Genomic DNA, 15,001 nt, shown 5'->3' with positions numbered 1-15,001 from the left:
TTTCTTTTTTACAAGCATTTTTTCTTAAAAATAATTAGGATTACTTAACGTTTACTTAAAAACAACCCGAATACCATATTTATTATTAAATTCGCCAAAGCAAATAAACCGTAAACCGCTATGAGCAATTTCAACTTTAAAAAATGGAACACTATTTTAGGGTGGTTCTCTTTTTTAATAGCCCTTGTAACCTATACCCTAACTGCAGAACCAACTGTTAGCTTTTGGGATGCTGGTGAATACATTTTAACCTCAGCCAAATTACAAGTAGGGCATCCGCCAGGAGCGCCCTTTTTTCAAATGTTGGGAGCCTTTTTCTCTATGTTTGCCTTTAAACCCGAACAGGTTGGGTTTATGATGAATATGATGAGTGCCATTTCTAGCGCATTTACTATCTTGTTTATGTTTTGGACCATAACGCTACTGCTCAAAAAGCTTGTGGGTATCAAACAAGATATTTCCAAATCCAAGGCCATCACAATTTTAGGCAGTGGTTTGGTAGGCAGTTTGGCCTTTACGTTTACCGATTCGTTTTGGTTTAATGCTGTTGAAACTGAGGTTTACGCTATGGCTACCTTAATTATGTCGGTGCTTTTTTGGCTTGGCTTACGCTGGGAACAAGACATGAACAAACTCAGGGGCAACCGCTGGCTTATCCTTATTGCTTTTATTATTGGGCTTTCCTTTGGAGTGCATTTTATGGGCTTATTAACCATTCCTGCCATTGGATTGATCTATTACTTTAAAAACTATAAAACCATAACCGTTAAGAACTTTATTATTGCCAATGTAGTTTCTGTGGCAGTACTGTTATTTATATTTAAACTATTGGCGCCCAATATTCTTAAAATTTTCAGTGTTTTCGAGATTTTCTTTGTCAACACCATCGGGCTTCCATTTAATTCAGGATCAATTATAGCTGGTATCGTGTTGGTATCTGTTATATACTATGCCTTAAAATACACCCGCAAAAAAGGTTATGTGCACCTTAATACCAGCATATTGTGTATTACCTTTGTTATTATAGGGTTTTCCACTTGGTTAATGCTCCCCATTCGTGCCAATGCCAATGTAGTTATTAATGAGAACAACCCTTCCAGTGCCAGGGAGTTATTGGCTTACTATAACCTAGAGCAATATCCAGAAACCCACCTGTTTTATGGACCACAATTTACAGATCAATATGCATATTTAGATGACAACAATCCGTATATAGACGACAAACCCAAATATGAAAAAGACGAAACCAAAGGCAAATACGTTATTGTAAACGACTATAAAAAAGCCAAACAAAATTACAACTCTAAGCACGCTTCTATATTACCCCGAATGTGGAGCCCAGAACATGCTGCCAACTATATGATGTTTTCTGGCTATTTAAAGTTTAAGCTGAAGCCAGAATACCAAATGGAAAACGAATTGCGCTCTGTAGTTTCTAATTTTCAAAATGAAGTGGCCCAGGGTAATGTAGACTACGAAGATTATCACAGCTTCCTGCAACGCTTTAAAAACTATATTGATATTGAGAAACCTTCATTATGGCAAAACATTACCTATATGTTTCAGTACCAACTGGGCTATATGTACTGGCGTTATTTTATGTGGAACTTCTCGGGTAGACAAGATGATATTCAAGGGCGCTACGACAATCATGGTAATTGGATAACAGGCATTACGCCCCTTGACGAATGGTTGTTAGGGTATTCACAAAGCAATTTACCAAGCGATGTTAAAAACAACAAAGCTAGAAACACCTATTACCTATTACCTCTTATCTTGGGCTTGATCGGCTTTTTCTTTTTGTTCAATAAAGACAAAAAGCTATTTTGGACCATGTTGGTGTTTTTCCTCTTTACGGGTGTTGCCATACAGGTTTATACCAATGTACGGCCTTTTGAGCCCCGTGAGCGTGATTACTCGGTAGTAGGGTCGTTTTACGTGTTTGCACTGTGGATTGGTTTTGGAGTGTTTGCTATTTTTGATGCCCTTAAAAAGTATGTCCCTTCAAAATTATCTGCTATTCTTATTAGTGCCATATGCCTCGTACTGGTGCCCGGTATTTTAGCGGCCAACAATTGGGACGACCACGACCGATCTGGCAAATACACCGCCAATGCTATGGCAAAGATGTATTTAGATTCCTGTGCCGAAAATGCCATTTTGTTCACCATAGGCGATAACGATACGTTTGCCCTATGGTATGCCCAAGAAATTGAAGGGTATAGAACCGATGTGCGGGTGGTTAATACCAGTTTGTTTCAAACCGATTGGTACATAGACCAAATGAAACGCAAGGCTTACGAAAGTGACCCCATCCCGTCGCAGCTAACACACGACTTATACAAATACGGCACAAACGATTATATTATTAGTGAACCTGTAATTAACGACACTTTAGAGATTAAGCAGTTTTTAGATTTTATTGCAAGCAGCAATCCTAAAACCAAATACAAATACGTGCTGCAGCAAAAAGGGGTAGATCTATCACAAGTACGCCCTCAAGATCTAAAAATGAGCTATTTACCAACCCCACACCTTAGGTTGCCCGTAAATAAAGAAAATGCTTTAAAGTCTGGCATTGTAAAACCAAAGGATGCCGATAAAATTGTACCTTATATAGATATCGAAATTACTGGAAATGCTTTGTATAAAAACCGATTGCTCATGCTAGATGTGGTGGCCAATAATGAATGGAAACGCCCCATCTATTTTACGGGAGGCAGTTTTGGTGACGACGACTATATTTGGATGAAAGACTATTTACAGCTTGATGGATTATGCTACAAACTTGTACCCATTAGAACTCCTGTAGACAAAGCCAACCCGTTTGATATGGGGCGTGTAGACACCAATTTAATGTATGAAAAGGTTAAAAAATGGTATTGGGGCAACAGTGGCAGTCCTGATATTTACCACGACCCCGAAACCCGCAAAAACTCGATAACCTACCGTGGTAATCTAGCACGTTTGGTAGAACAATTAATCAATGAAGATAAGTTGGACAAGGCAGAGGAAATAGCAGATATTGCTATGGACAATATGCCTGTAGATTATTTTGGGTATTATACATTATTAGAACCCTATATTGGGGCCTATTACGAAGTTGGCAATAAAGAAAAAGCACAACAGCTCTTTAAGGATGTTGCTAAAAAATACCAAGAAAACCTAAACTATTACAGCAGTTTAACCCTTAGTAACCAGGAACGCTTATTTGAAGATATTTATACCGATATACAGCGCTATAGAGGGCTCGTGGATGTACTGGTTAAGTACGATCCTGAGTTTGCCGAAATAGAGGGCAGCGTATTTAATAACTACATTATGCTGTTTAAATATTTTTATGGCGACCAGGCCAATGAAGATGACTATGCTCCAGAAAGCGATTTAGATTTACCTATAGATACCAGTATCCCTATTGATACTTCAATGCCGTAAGGTATATGGCACTAACACCTATAAAAACACCTATGGTTGCTAAAAAGATGTTCCCAAACTATGTTTGGGACATCGCTACCAACCAAAAGGTTTTGTATTTAACTTTTGATGACGGGCCTACACCAGAAATAACCAACTGGACCCTAAACACTTTAAAGGCCTACAATGCCAAGGCCACGTTTTTTTGTATAGGCAACAATATTGAAAAACACCCAGACATTTTTCAAAGCATTTTAAACGATGGGCACACGATTGGCAACCATACCCAAAACCACATTAAAGGCTGGGCTACCAAAGCCAAAGCCTATTTGGAAAATATTGAAACGGCCGCACAGGTCTTGCAGAATCAAATTCAGAATTCAGAATTCAGAATTCATAATTTGTTTAGGCCGCCCTACGGTCAAATTACCCCCAAGCAAGGAAAACAACTTATGGGTTTGGGTTACAAAATAATTATGTGGGATGTACTGTCCTTTGATTGGGATGCTACCATTACCAAAGAAACTTGCTTAAACAATGTATTAAGTAAGGCACGGGCCGGGAGTATTATTGTGTTTCACGATAGTGTGAAGGCCTCGAAAAACATGCAATATACACTTCCCAAAGTACTGGCACACTTTAGTAAGCAAGGTTATACCTTTAAAGCATTACATTAAACATATTGCTGAATAATACTAATTAGGGTATTGGCATCTTGTTCGCCACTTTGGCGCCATTTCATTTCACCACCTTTGTAGATAATTAATGTTGGCAGTGTTTTAACACGTAAAGCTTCTGCAAGCTCCTCATTTTTTTCAACATCAATTTTTATCACTTTGGCCTTATCTCCTAGTGCCGCAGCAACATCCTTTAATACAGCATGCATTGATGTAGACTGTTCATTCCATTCAGTAAAAAAATCCAATAACACAGGGATTTCTACATCAATAAGTTCCCCAAATTTTGACATACTTTATTGTTTATTAGTCAAATATACTTCTACAAACCTACGTATTTTTTTCATATTATAAATAGTAGCAACCACTTATAACAGATTTCTTAAAGTATTAATATAAAAATACACAATTTCTTTATAAATACAACCATCTACCGTAATTATGCTTGGCTTGTGCCTTTTTTAAGTTCAATTACGGAAATTTCAGGCCATATACCTACGCGTCCGGGGAACGCCAAATAACCAAACCCTCTGTTTACATTAATGTACTGCCCCATCTCTTTATAAATGCCTGCCCAGTATTTATAACGCCATTTTATGGGGCTCCACTTAACCCACCCTGGAATTTCAATACCAAATTGCATACCGTGCGTATGGCCGCTTAAAGTTAAATGATAATGGTAGGGATCATTAAGCACTTCCTTTTCCCAATGTGTAGGGTCGTGGCTCATCAATATTTTAAAGTCCTTTTCATGCACATTTTGGGCTGCTTTCTTTAAATCGCCTGCCTTTTTAAAACCACCCGCGCCCCAATTCTCTACCCCCAACAGGGCCAAGCGTTGTCCATCTTTTTCTAAAAATCGGTTCTCGTTAAGCAGCAAATCAAAGCCCATTTGCTGATGGTACGCTTTAAGGGTTTCAAAGTTTTGTTCTTTAGCCGCTTCCGACTCCCACGAAGTATAATCCCCATAGTCGTGATTTCCCAAAATAGAATACTTGCCATCCTTGGCATTTAGCGCTTCAAAAACATCTAAGTACGGCAATAGTTCTTCCGCCTTACTATTAACAATATCTCCCGTAAACAAAATCACATCGCCTTGTTGTTCATTGGCTAAATTTACCGCGTATTTAACCTTTTCAACATCATCAAAACTTCCGGAGTGGATATCGCTTATCTGGGTAATCCTATACCCATCAAAGGCTTCGGGTAAATCCTCAAAATGCAGGGTGTAGTTTAAAACCTTAAAATTGTATTTGCCCTTGTATATACCATAAAGTACCGATACAAAAGGTATGGCCGCTATTCCCAAAGCTATTTTACTAATAAACTGGCGTCTGGATGCAAAATAATGGCCTTCGGCCGTCTTCCCCTCGGTAAAAAACCTAAAAAGGGCTTGGGGCACCCTAAAAACATCTTCGGTTAACATTAAAACCAGTAAAATCATTTTAGGAATTAAAATGGCAAGAAAAAACCCAAAGGCAAACGCATGGGCATGCGAAAAACCATCCCTTCTGTTAAACCCAAAATATTGGAATATAAAATTACCAATTACCAGTGCAGAGATTGCCCAATACAATACGTGCATCCAATTATTTTTTGAAACGGTTTTGAATGATTGAAAGGCGTAAAGGTCTATGATAGCATAGACAACAAGAAAGATAATCCAACGGAGCATATAGCTGTTTTTTCCAAAGATAACTTAAATCTATAATAATATTAAAAATGTAATTTATATTTAACTATTAGTTAAGATTTAAATACCACCTTATTTTAAATATCAAATTACGCTTAACTTTTTGTAGTTTTGGTTTTCTATCAAAATATATCACATGTCAGACCAAAAACGTTTATTTCTTGTAGATGCATATGCTTTAATTTTTCGTGGTTATTATGCCTTCATTAAAAACCCCAGAATCAACTCCAAAGGCGTCGATACCTCTGCCATTATGGGTTTTATGAACTCGTTATTGGATGTTATTAAGCGCGAAAGGCCCGACCATCTAGCGGTTTGTTTTGATAAGGGTGGCAGTACAGACCGTGTAGAACTGTTTGAAGCTTATAAAGCCAATAGGGACGAAACCCCCGAGGCCATTAAAATAGCCGTGCCCTACATACAGGATATCCTAAAGGCCATGCACATTCCCATAATGGTAAAAGAAGGATTTGAGGCTGATGATGTGATAGGCACCCTCTCTAAACAAGCCGAAAAAGAAGGTTACAAAACCTTTATGGTAACCCCCGATAAGGACTTTGCGCAATTGGTATCTGAAAATATTTTTATGTACCGCCCCGTATTTGGTGGTGGTTACGAAACCTGGGGCATTGAGGAAGTAAAACAAAAGTTTGAGGTTACCGACCCCTTACAGGTAATAGACTTTTTAGGCATGATGGGCGACTCCAGCGATAACATTCCCGGGCTTCCTGGTGTGGGCGAAAAAACAGCCAAAAAATTTCTGGCCCAATATGGCAGTATGGAAAACCTTTTAGCCAATACCCATGAGCTAAAAGGCAAAATGAAAGAAAAAATAGAGGATAATAAGGAACTTGGTATCCTATCAAAAAAACTAGCTACCATTATGTTGGATGTGCCCGTAACGTTTGATGCCAAGGACTTTGAACTCGACCATCCTGATATAGATAAGGTAACTGCCATTTTTCAGGAACTGGAGTTTAGGCAACTGCTCGCCAACTTTCAAAAAACATTTGCTGCAGACGTAGCAAGCACATCTACTACCGATACAAAAAGTACCGAAACCAAACCTACGCCTCCCAAAGAACCCGCCTCGGCTGGTTCGGGACAGTTTTCATTGTTTGGTAGCGATCCCAACACCGCTTCTGTAACTGAGGCCGCTTACACCAGAAAAACAGCCGAGACCACTGCTCATTTTTACCAAAGTGTAGCTTCTGGCATGGCCACCAAATTGTTCATAAAAAACTTAATGAACCAAACTAGTGTATGCTTTGATACTGAAACAACCGATATAAACCCCATAACGGCACAATTGGTTGGCATTGCCTTTTCCTGGGAAACAGGCAAGGGGTTTTATTTGCCTTTTCCAGAAGACCAGGGCGAGGCACAGGACCTTATAGAAGCATTGCGTCCGTTTTTTGAGAGCGAAAGCATCCAAAAAATAGGCCAGAATCTAAAATACGATATCAAAGTTCTGGCCAAGTACAACATTACAGTAAAAGGCAAATTGTTCGATACCATGTTGGCGCACTATTTAATAAACCCCGATATGCGCCATAATATGGATGTATTGGCAGAAACCTATTTAAACTATACGCCCATTTCCATAGAAACCCTTATTGGTAAAAAAGGTAAAAACCAGCTAAGCATGCGCGAGGTACCTTTGGAAAAACAAACCGAATACGCCGTTGAAGATGCCGATATAACCTTACAACTAAAAGAACATTTTGAAAAAGAGCTGGGCGAGGCCAATACCCAAAAACTATTTGACGAGATTGAAATTCCATTACTACGTGTATTGGCTGCCATGGAATTGGAGGGCATTAATTTAAACAAGGATTTTTTAACCACCCTATCCAAGCAATTGGATAATGACATTAAGGCCCTGGAAACAAAAATATATACCGAAGCTGGAGAGGAATTCAACATTGCTTCTCCAAAACAATTGGGCGATATTTTATTCGATAAATTAAAACTGGTAGATAAGCCCAAAAAGACCAAAACGGGTCAGTATGCCACTTCCGAGGACATTTTAAGTTATTTGGCCAAAGACCACGCCATTATTCAACACATTCTAGATTTTAGAGGCCTATCCAAACTAAAAAGCACCTATGTAGATGCCCTGCCCCTACAGGTAGAAGCCTCTACTGGGCGTGTGCATACCGATTATATGCAAACCGTGGCAGCCACAGGGCGTTTAAGCAGTAACAATCCTAATTTACAAAACATTCCCATTCGTACCGAAAGGGGGCGCCAGGTTAGAAAAGCTTTTATTCCCAGGAATGAAGACTACACCTTATTGGCAGCCGATTATTCGCAAATAGAGCTTCGTATTATTGCTGCTTTAAGTAAGGAAGAAACTATGATACAGGCCTTTAAAAATGGTGAAGATATCCACGCCTCAACAGCTTCCAAAGTATTTAATGTAGCTCTAGAAGATGTTACCCGCGAACAGCGCAGCAATGCCAAAACGGTTAATTTTGGTATTATCTATGGCGTATCGGCCTTTGGGCTTAGTAACCAAACAAACCTATCGCGCAGTGAATCCAAAGCTCTTATAGATACCTACTACGCTACCTATCCGAAACTACGGGATTATGTAAGCGAACAAATTGATTTTGCGCGCGACCACGGCTATGTACAAACCGTTTTAGGCCGCAGGCGCTACCTAAAAGACATCAATTCCCGTAATGCCGTGGTACGCGGAGCCGCAGAACGCAATGCCGTAAACGCTCCCATACAAGGAAGCGCTGCCGATATTATTAAAATTGCCATGATTAACATTTACAACAAATTAGAAGCCGGCAACTATAAAACCAAAATGCTCTTACAGGTGCATGATGAGTTGGTTTTTGATGTGTATAAACCCGAACTGGAAACCATTAAACATTTGGTTAAAACAGAAATGGAAAACGCCTATAGTTTAGACGTTCCTTTAGATGTCGATTTAGGCATGGGGAATGATTGGTTGGAGGCGCACTAAAGGTTTGTGGCTGTTTTTTCCAAAATTTCTTTAATACGTATTTTTAAACGTTCAGGTTCTATTATTTTTGCATAATCCCCAAACATGAGATACCATCTTGAAAATCCATTTTCCAAATCGGACGTTGCAAAGGTCATCTCTACTTGATCTCCTTTGGTAGTTTCAGAAATAAAACCTTGGTGTTTTTTACCACCGCTTATGTAGCGTGCTACTTTTTTATCGACTAAAATTTTAACTTTTGTTTTTTGAGCAACGTCATTCTTTTGTCGGTGTTCATCAATAGTACCGTGCTCTTTAGTAAAAAAATGTGGCGTGCGTTTAATCATTAACATCCTGTCGGTTCTAAATTGCCTATAATCATTTCTATAATGGCAATAGCCCAGTACATACCAAAATCCATTTTCGTGAAAAAGGCCAACGGGTTCAATATATCTTTCAGAAGGTGTTTCGCTATTTAAAGAGTGGTATTTTAAAAACACTTGTTTTTTTTCGGCAACACTCTCAAAAAGTATTTCTAGGGCATTTGGTGAATTTTTATTGAACAGCTCTTGGGAAGGGTCTACCACTATTTGTGTTTCTAAAGCAGAAACCCAGTCTTTTTCTCGTCCTCTTAATACAGATTTCAGCTTATACATTGCAGACTCATGATAACTCCCAAGTGATTTATCTACAAACTTTTGCATAAACTTTTCAGCCGCAACAAAACTTCCTGCTTCTTCTCGTGTAAACATAACTGGGGGTAATCGGTAGCCATCCATAATGGAATATCCAACACCTGCTTCACTAATAATAGGAACTCCTGCAGTTTCCAAAGTTCTAACATCCCTATAAATGGTCCTTAAGCTTACTTGAAATCGGTCGGCTAACTCTTGTGCCTTTACGATACGTTTAGACTGTAATTGCACAAGAATTGCAACAATACGGTCAAAACGTTTTACAGTGTCTAAACTCATAATTGCATAACATATCTCCCAAAGATAGGACTTCAAATTCATGTATAAGTTAAAATTAGGATTCAATTTGTCCATAACAATTCAACATTAACATACCAACAGTACAAATTAAAATACCAATAGTGACAATCCTTTGTCAGTAGTATATCCGTTTTTAAATTAAAATGGTACACCAAACAAAACAACAATTTTACAATTAATTGATTAACAGGTTTTTAATACGAAAAATAAAAATCATATTCACTGCTGACAAAGGGCTGTCACACCCCCATTTTAACTTTGCTCAAGAATAAAAAATCATTATAAATAAAAATTATGGAAACAACATTAAACAAAAGTATTACAGCACACCAAGTGATTACACCTGCTCAATTGATTAATCATTGGCAAGGACATAGAAGTCTAACACGAAGGGTTATTGAAGCTTTTCCCGAAGAGGCTTTTTTTAAGCACACCATTGGAGGTATGCGTCCTTTTTCTGATATGGTGATGGAACTTTTAGGCATTGCCGCGCCTGGTATTAAAGAAATTGCTACAGGAAAATCGGCACCACTCAATGAACATGTTGAGCATGGTAACAAAAAAGCCGTATTGCTAGAACTTTGGGACCAAGCAACAAATGAAATTAACACCTATTGGGCGCAAATAAAACCAGACCAGTTTCAACAGGCTATAAAACTATTTGGTCAATATGAAGGGACTGTGCAGTCCTCCATTCTATACTTTATAGATAACGAAATACATCACCGCGGGCAGGGCTATGTGTATTTGCGATCTTTAGGAATTGAGCCACCTACTTTTTATGAACGTTAATCAATCTTAAAAACGAATATGTTATGAAACACCCTTGATAATTACTTTCACACAGGCAAATAATTATTAAGGGTGTTCTACCAGCCTGATGGTTTACCTGCCGTAGGCATGGCTGTTAGGACTAACAAATAAAAAAATAAACCGATGAAAACCGTTTTTGTATTTAAAACTTCTATTTCTAGACCAAAACATATTAAGCTTATACAGCCCCTTTTAAATTCGTTGGTCTCAAGGCATGGTTGTTGGAATTTCGATTTGGAGGATTGTGATAATATTCTTCGAGTTGAAACCCAAATACTTAAAGCACAAACTATATGTAATGCATTAAAAAGTCGTGGGTTTTATTGTGAAGAATTGCATTGAATCCTTTTCAAAGTCTATTTTGTTATTGTTAATAAACATGTTACCTTTATGGTAAATTTAAGGCGTGCAACAAAAAAAACTTTATAAAACAGCCTTTGGCCTGGCCATCTTCACCATTATCTACAATGTTGTAGAAGGGCTTATCTCTACCTATCTGGGGTTTGAAGATGAAAGCTTGGCCTTATTTGGCTTTGGTACCGATAGTTTTATAGAAGTTATCTCAGGACTTGGTATTGCGCACATGGTTTTACGCATTCAAAAAAAACCAGACAGCAATCGGGATGCTTTTGAGCGTACGGCCTTAAGAATTACAGGGGTGGCCTTTTATATTCTGGTGGCCGGTTTGGTAGTTAGCAGTATCTTTAATATTTACACAGGGCACAAGCCCATAACAACCTTTTGGGGTGTTGTTATTTCAATCATTTCCATTATTGTTATGTGGGTATTGGTAGCCTGGAAACGGTCCGTTGGTCATAAGCTCCAGTCCGAGCCCATTCTGGCCGATGCCAATTGCACATTGGTTTGTATCTACATGTCGGTTATCCTCCTTATTAGCAGTGGTATTTACGAACTGTTTAAAATTCCATATATAGACAGTATTGGTACCCTAGGGCTGGCCTATTTTGCCTTTACCGAAGGGAGAGAGTGTTTTGAAAAAGCGAATAGTGACAAGTATTGTGCTTGCGATTAAGCTTAAATAGTTATATTTAGGTACTTTTTTAACTAAACGAATAGTTGTAGGCCTACTTCACAGATTACCTCAGCTTTAAAAGTACTTCTAAAAGACAGGTTGAGGAACTAACACGCCGGGTTTTGGTTCCTTAACCTCTTTTTTGGGTTTCCTATATATTTCCAATAAACGCTTACCCGTTTCAGAATTTCCTAAGTTCGGAATTGCGAGCACTGGCGCCACGTCCATATAAGGCGCATCACCATGACGCCACAAATAGCCTCCAGCACTAATACGCTTGCCACAGGCCACCAGCCCAATATAACAGGCATTAATGCCCGTTTGCCTACAAGCTTCAGCAGCTCCGTAATAGGTCTTTATTTTTTTACCATATAGGTCGTATTGAGATACCTGTTTACTTATTTTTTTACCCACTTTCATTTGCCTTAGGTGGCGTTCCTTAGCTGTTAAGCCATGCATGGGTCCGGGAGACCGCTTGCGTATTTTAATACGCTTTTGTTTATCGCTAAGGGTAGCAACCTTTAAATTGGAGGGCACAATATTAAAACTGTCCTCATCCTTAAAAAAGATGACCTGGGTAAAATCCTTAAGGTCAAATTTAGGATCCACAAAAGTACGGTACACCATGCGCGAGGTGGTAAAACTAAAATACACCCCGTCCACTACCAAGCGTCCGCGTAGAGAATAGGTAAAATCCTTAACAAAATTGTTAAAATGGGGTTCTATACTGGGTTTCATAATCATGGCCCGCCTATGGTATTCAAAGCCATTTTTATCAACGCCCGTATAGGCCAATCGTTTTATACGACCAAAATTAGATATTTGGAAGTAACCTTTCATTTCTGGGATATCTTTCCAAAGCTCGCCTTCCAGGCTGCCAAGTGTGCGGTTTAGATAAGGGTAATTTTTAAAAAACATAAAACAAATGTAGGAAATATCATTGTAACAACATATATAAATAACATAAATTTTTTATCAAATATTAATAAATTTATAAATAATTGTTTGTGAATGTCTTACATTATTGAATTTTATATACTTTTTAATGAGTTTATTTATTTCTTATTTTATTGTTTATTCTTACGTTTTCTTTTTTAGCAGCAGTGTTCAGTCGCAGTATTCTGTCGCCAGTCGCAGTCGCGGTCGCAGAGGTTTCACGGTTTTCGGTGGCAGTTTTGAGTAAGCACTTACCACTAAGACTGAGACCGAAAAACAAAAACGCCGTGAGCATTCGTTTGATGGATTTAAGCAGGAAGCTTTGCGGGAAATGATGCTGGAGCCCGAAACCAACGCCGATGAAAGGATTGCGCGCCTACGCCAGTTGATTAACGCTTTACCGCCATCGTGCAAGGAAATACTGGAAATGAACAAATTACGCGGATTGAAATACGACGAAATTGCCCAAAGGCTGGACATTTCTAAAAAAACCGTAGAGTCGCAAATGCGTATTGCCTTTAAAAAAATACGCGAGGGCTTTAAGGATGGTACCTCCTTACTTTTTATGCTTTTTAGACGCGTGGTTTGATTTTGGGTTTTTGGATAGTTACAGCTTTTTATTTGAAATTATATATCCTTAAACCAATAATCATTTTTTGTATATTTGTGCTATGGCAGCAATAAAATTGAGAGATAGTTTAATAGAACGCTTTAATCAAATTATTAAAGATGATTCCAAACTTATGGTTTTAGATGGTATTTTTGATTCTTTAAATAAATCTAAATCCTCGTCTTTAGTTTCTGAAGATCATTATAATATTGTTGAGGAACGTAGAAAAAAATATCTAGCAGGAGAAACCAAAGGTAAAAGTTGGGACGAAATAAAGCGCGATATTAAAAACAAATATGGGTTTTAAATTAATTATTGAACCCGGTGCTGAAACTGAAATTTATGATGCCATCGATTGGTATGAATCTCGGCAAGCTGGATTAGGAGAAGAATTTTACAACTATTTACAGGGGTATTTTGAAACTCTGAAAGATACAAATGTACGATTTGCCATTAAAAGAAAGCCTGTATTTAGAGAATTACCTTTAAAGCGGTTTCCTTATGTGATTATATATGAGAAAATAAAGGACACCATAATTATTTACTCCGTATTTAACACACATCAAAATCCCCTTAAAAAAATTAAATAGCACAATAGTTAATATCCTTTTTTAAGAGGATTTATCAAACTTAAATGGCTCTACAAAAATTGAAAATCCGAAATCCGAAATCGTAAATCAAAAACCGCTTCATTTTCAAGGAAATAATCCAACTATAAAAATATAACATACTATTTGGTAATCACATAGATTATCGTAAATTTGCAAACTCTTTTTGAGAGAGGAATGTTTAATCTATTGCGCCCATTGGCGTGATAACAATAAATTAATAACGTGGACACATTAAGCTACAAAACGATTTCGGCTAACAAAGCGACTGTAGATAAGCAGTGGGTTTTGGTTGATGCTGAAGGTCAAACTTTGGGTCGTTTAGCTTCTAAAGTTGCAAAACTTTTAAGAGGCAAACACAAGCCTAGCTTCACACCACATGTTGATTGCGGCGATAACGTAATTGTTATTAACTCAGAAAAAATCAACCTAACAGGAAACAAGTGGAACGATAAAACATACATTCGTCACACAGGGTATCCAGGTGGTCAAAGAAGCTTAACTGCTACTGAATTGTTTGGAAAAGATCCAGCTAAAGTGGTAGAAAAATCAGTAAAAGGAATGCTCCCTAAAAATAAATTAGGCGCTAGTTTATTCCGTAATTTAAATGTTGTTGTTGGTAGCGAGCACAAATATGCAGCTCAAAAACCAAAAACAATTAACTTAAACGAATTCAAGTAATGGAAGTAATTCACAAAATTGGCCGTAGAAAAACGGCAGTTGCTCGTGTTTATGTTGCTCCTGGTAAAGGCAACATCACAGTAAACAAAAAAGAATTAAACGCCTACTTTACAACATCTACTCTACAGTACAAAGTAAACCAACCATTAGCATTGACTAATAACGAAGGTAACTTTGACATCACTGTAAATGTTTTAGGTGGCGGTATTACTGGTCAGGCAGAAGCTGTTCGTTTAGCCATCTCTCGTGCTATGTGCGAATTGGATGCAGAAAACAGATTAACCCTTAAACCAGAAGGTTTATTAACAAGAGACCCAAGAATGGTAGAGCGCAAGAAATTCGGTCAGAAAAAAGCGCGTAAGAAATTCCAGTTCTCTAAACGTTAATACCCGTATTCAGTCGCAGTACTCGGTCTCGGTCGTAGTATGCAGTGAATACACAATTTTAAAAAAATTTAACCAGTTATTGTTGTCCATGTCGATAAAAGACAGGATTTAGTTTAGCATCTAAATGAAGCCAAGTGCCAAGAGCTAAAGGCCAAAAGCCAAAAGCCAACCGCCAAAGGACCATTGCTAATTCAAC

14 protein-coding genes and 1 pseudogene are annotated in these 15,001 nt (G+C 38.0%); 11 read left to right on the top strand and 4 right to left on the bottom strand.

The features are described 5' to 3' along the window. The first annotated feature begins 120 nt into the window (after positions 1-120). Together AC5SR4_RS08100 and AC5SR4_RS08095 are read left to right on the top strand one after the other, a co-directional pair. A complete protein-coding gene (locus AC5SR4_RS08100; protein ID WP_495359031.1) occupies positions 121-3,435 on the top strand; it encodes a protein O-mannosyl-transferase family in 3,315 nt (1,104 codons plus the stop codon). A gap of 5 nt (positions 3,436-3,440) precedes the next feature. Next, complete coding sequence (locus AC5SR4_RS08095) at positions 3,441-4,091, top strand: polysaccharide deacetylase family protein (protein ID WP_495359030.1); 651 nt, start codon at positions 3,441-3,443, stop codon at positions 4,089-4,091. Here AC5SR4_RS08095 and AC5SR4_RS08090 read toward each other — a convergent pair. After that, the gene (locus tag AC5SR4_RS08090) at positions 4,088-4,384 is read right to left on the bottom strand and encodes a thioredoxin family protein (RefSeq protein ID WP_495359029.1); all 297 of its coding nucleotides are present in this window, start codon (positions 4,382-4,384) and stop codon (positions 4,088-4,090) included. The two genes, AC5SR4_RS08095 and AC5SR4_RS08090, sit on opposite strands and share 4 nt — an antisense overlap. A gap of 146 nt (positions 4,385-4,530) precedes the next feature. After that, a complete protein-coding gene (locus AC5SR4_RS08085; protein ID WP_495359028.1) occupies positions 4,531-5,766 on the bottom strand; it encodes a metallophosphoesterase in 1,236 nt (411 codons plus the stop codon). Positions 5,767-5,920: 154 nt separating this feature from the next. Here AC5SR4_RS08085 and polA point away from each other — a divergent pair, with 154 nt between their 5' ends. Further along, positions 5,921-8,764 carry a DNA polymerase I gene (gene polA, locus AC5SR4_RS08080; protein ID WP_495359027.1) on the top strand — a complete coding sequence of 948 codons (2,844 nt, stop codon included), beginning with the start codon at positions 5,921-5,923 and terminating at the stop codon, positions 8,762-8,764. Here the strand turns inward: polA and AC5SR4_RS08075 are convergent. After that, positions 8,761-9,717 carry a helix-turn-helix transcriptional regulator gene (locus AC5SR4_RS08075; protein ID WP_495359026.1) on the bottom strand — a complete coding sequence of 319 codons (957 nt, stop codon included), beginning with the start codon at positions 9,715-9,717 and terminating at the stop codon, positions 8,761-8,763. The two genes, polA and AC5SR4_RS08075, sit on opposite strands and share 4 nt — an antisense overlap. A 315-nt stretch (positions 9,718-10,032) precedes the next feature. Between AC5SR4_RS08075 and AC5SR4_RS08070 the strand changes: the two genes are divergently transcribed. The 3 genes from AC5SR4_RS08070 to AC5SR4_RS08060 all read left to right on the top strand — a co-directional run bounded on the left by AC5SR4_RS08070 (position 10,033) and on the right by AC5SR4_RS08060 (position 11,584). Then, on the top strand, positions 10,033-10,530 hold the full coding sequence (locus AC5SR4_RS08070; protein ID WP_495359025.1) for a DinB family protein: 498 nt from the start codon (positions 10,033-10,035) through the stop codon (positions 10,528-10,530). A 144-nt stretch (positions 10,531-10,674) separates the two neighbouring features. Next, complete coding sequence (locus AC5SR4_RS08065) at positions 10,675-10,893, top strand: hypothetical protein (protein WP_495359024.1); 219 nt, start codon at positions 10,675-10,677, stop codon at positions 10,891-10,893. A 64-nt stretch (positions 10,894-10,957) separates the two neighbouring features. Further along, positions 10,958-11,584 carry a cation efflux transmembrane domain-containing protein gene (locus AC5SR4_RS08060; protein ID WP_495359023.1) on the top strand — a complete coding sequence of 209 codons (627 nt, stop codon included), beginning with the start codon at positions 10,958-10,960 and terminating at the stop codon, positions 11,582-11,584. Positions 11,585-11,671: 87 nt separating this feature from the next. Here AC5SR4_RS08060 and AC5SR4_RS08055 read toward each other — a convergent pair whose 3' ends face one another. Continuing rightward, on the bottom strand, positions 11,672-12,502 hold the full coding sequence (locus AC5SR4_RS08055; protein WP_495359022.1) for an NUMOD4 domain-containing protein: 831 nt from the start codon (positions 12,500-12,502) through the stop codon (positions 11,672-11,674). Positions 12,503-12,839: 337 nt separating this feature from the next. Here AC5SR4_RS08055 and AC5SR4_RS08050 point away from each other — a divergent pair. The 5 genes and pseudogenes from AC5SR4_RS08050 to rpsI form a co-directional block, all read left to right on the top strand. Then, a pseudogene (locus tag AC5SR4_RS08050) lies at positions 12,840-13,109 on the top strand (sigma-70 family RNA polymerase sigma factor); the annotation flags it as partial. Positions 13,110-13,191: 82 nt separating this feature from the next. Next, positions 13,192-13,437 (top strand): addiction module protein, encoded by a 246-nt coding sequence (locus tag AC5SR4_RS08045; protein WP_495359021.1) that lies wholly within the window; start codon positions 13,192-13,194, stop codon positions 13,435-13,437. Beyond that, positions 13,427-13,720: a type II toxin-antitoxin system RelE/ParE family toxin gene (locus AC5SR4_RS08040; RefSeq protein ID WP_495359020.1), complete on the top strand. Its 294-nt coding sequence runs from the start codon at positions 13,427-13,429 to the stop codon at positions 13,718-13,720. Before AC5SR4_RS08045 ends, AC5SR4_RS08040 begins: the two co-directional genes overlap by 11 nt. Positions 13,721-13,963: 243 nt before the next feature. Next, entirely contained in the window at positions 13,964-14,419 is a 456-nt protein-coding gene (rplM, locus tag AC5SR4_RS08035) for a 50S ribosomal protein L13 (RefSeq protein ID WP_495359019.1), read from the top strand. Then, entirely contained in the window at positions 14,419-14,805 is a 387-nt protein-coding gene (gene rpsI / locus AC5SR4_RS08030) for a 30S ribosomal protein S9 (RefSeq protein WP_495359018.1), read from the top strand. The genes rplM and rpsI overlap by 1 nt, the downstream gene beginning before the upstream one ends. Positions 14,806-15,001: the final 196 nt, after the last annotated feature.

Source organism: Aestuariibaculum scopimerae, from assembly GCF_059428085.1.
The sequence above is the reverse complement of the archived record's forward strand: the minus strand, read 5'-3'. Positions and strand labels throughout refer to the sequence as shown.

Excerpts from the sequence above, each read along its gene's own strand:
- AC5SR4_RS08100 (WP_495359031.1), top strand. The coding sequence starts at position 121 with ATGAGCAATTTCAACTTTAAAAAATGGAACACTATTTTAGGGTGGTTC.
- AC5SR4_RS08095 (WP_495359030.1), top strand. The coding sequence starts at position 3,441 with ATGGCACTAACACCTATAAAAACACCTATGGTTGCTAAAAAGATGTTC.
- AC5SR4_RS08090 (WP_495359029.1), bottom strand. The coding sequence starts at position 4,384 with ATGTCAAAATTTGGGGAACTTATTGATGTAGAAATCCCTGTGTTATTG.
- AC5SR4_RS08085 (WP_495359028.1), bottom strand. The coding sequence starts at position 5,766 with ATGCTCCGTTGGATTATCTTTCTTGTTGTCTATGCTATCATAGACCTT.
- polA (WP_495359027.1), top strand. The coding sequence starts at position 5,921 with ATGTCAGACCAAAAACGTTTATTTCTTGTAGATGCATATGCTTTAATT.
- AC5SR4_RS08075 (WP_495359026.1), bottom strand. The coding sequence starts at position 9,717 with ATGAGTTTAGACACTGTAAAACGTTTTGACCGTATTGTTGCAATTCTT.
- AC5SR4_RS08070 (WP_495359025.1), top strand. The coding sequence starts at position 10,033 with ATGGAAACAACATTAAACAAAAGTATTACAGCACACCAAGTGATTACA.
- AC5SR4_RS08065 (WP_495359024.1), top strand. The coding sequence starts at position 10,675 with ATGAAAACCGTTTTTGTATTTAAAACTTCTATTTCTAGACCAAAACAT.
- AC5SR4_RS08055 (WP_495359022.1), bottom strand. The coding sequence starts at position 12,502 with ATGTTTTTTAAAAATTACCCTTATCTAAACCGCACACTTGGCAGCCTG.
- AC5SR4_RS08045 (WP_495359021.1), top strand. The coding sequence starts at position 13,192 with ATGGCAGCAATAAAATTGAGAGATAGTTTAATAGAACGCTTTAATCAA.
- AC5SR4_RS08040 (WP_495359020.1), top strand. The coding sequence starts at position 13,427 with ATGGGTTTTAAATTAATTATTGAACCCGGTGCTGAAACTGAAATTTAT.
- rpsI (WP_495359018.1), top strand. The coding sequence starts at position 14,419 with ATGGAAGTAATTCACAAAATTGGCCGTAGAAAAACGGCAGTTGCTCGT.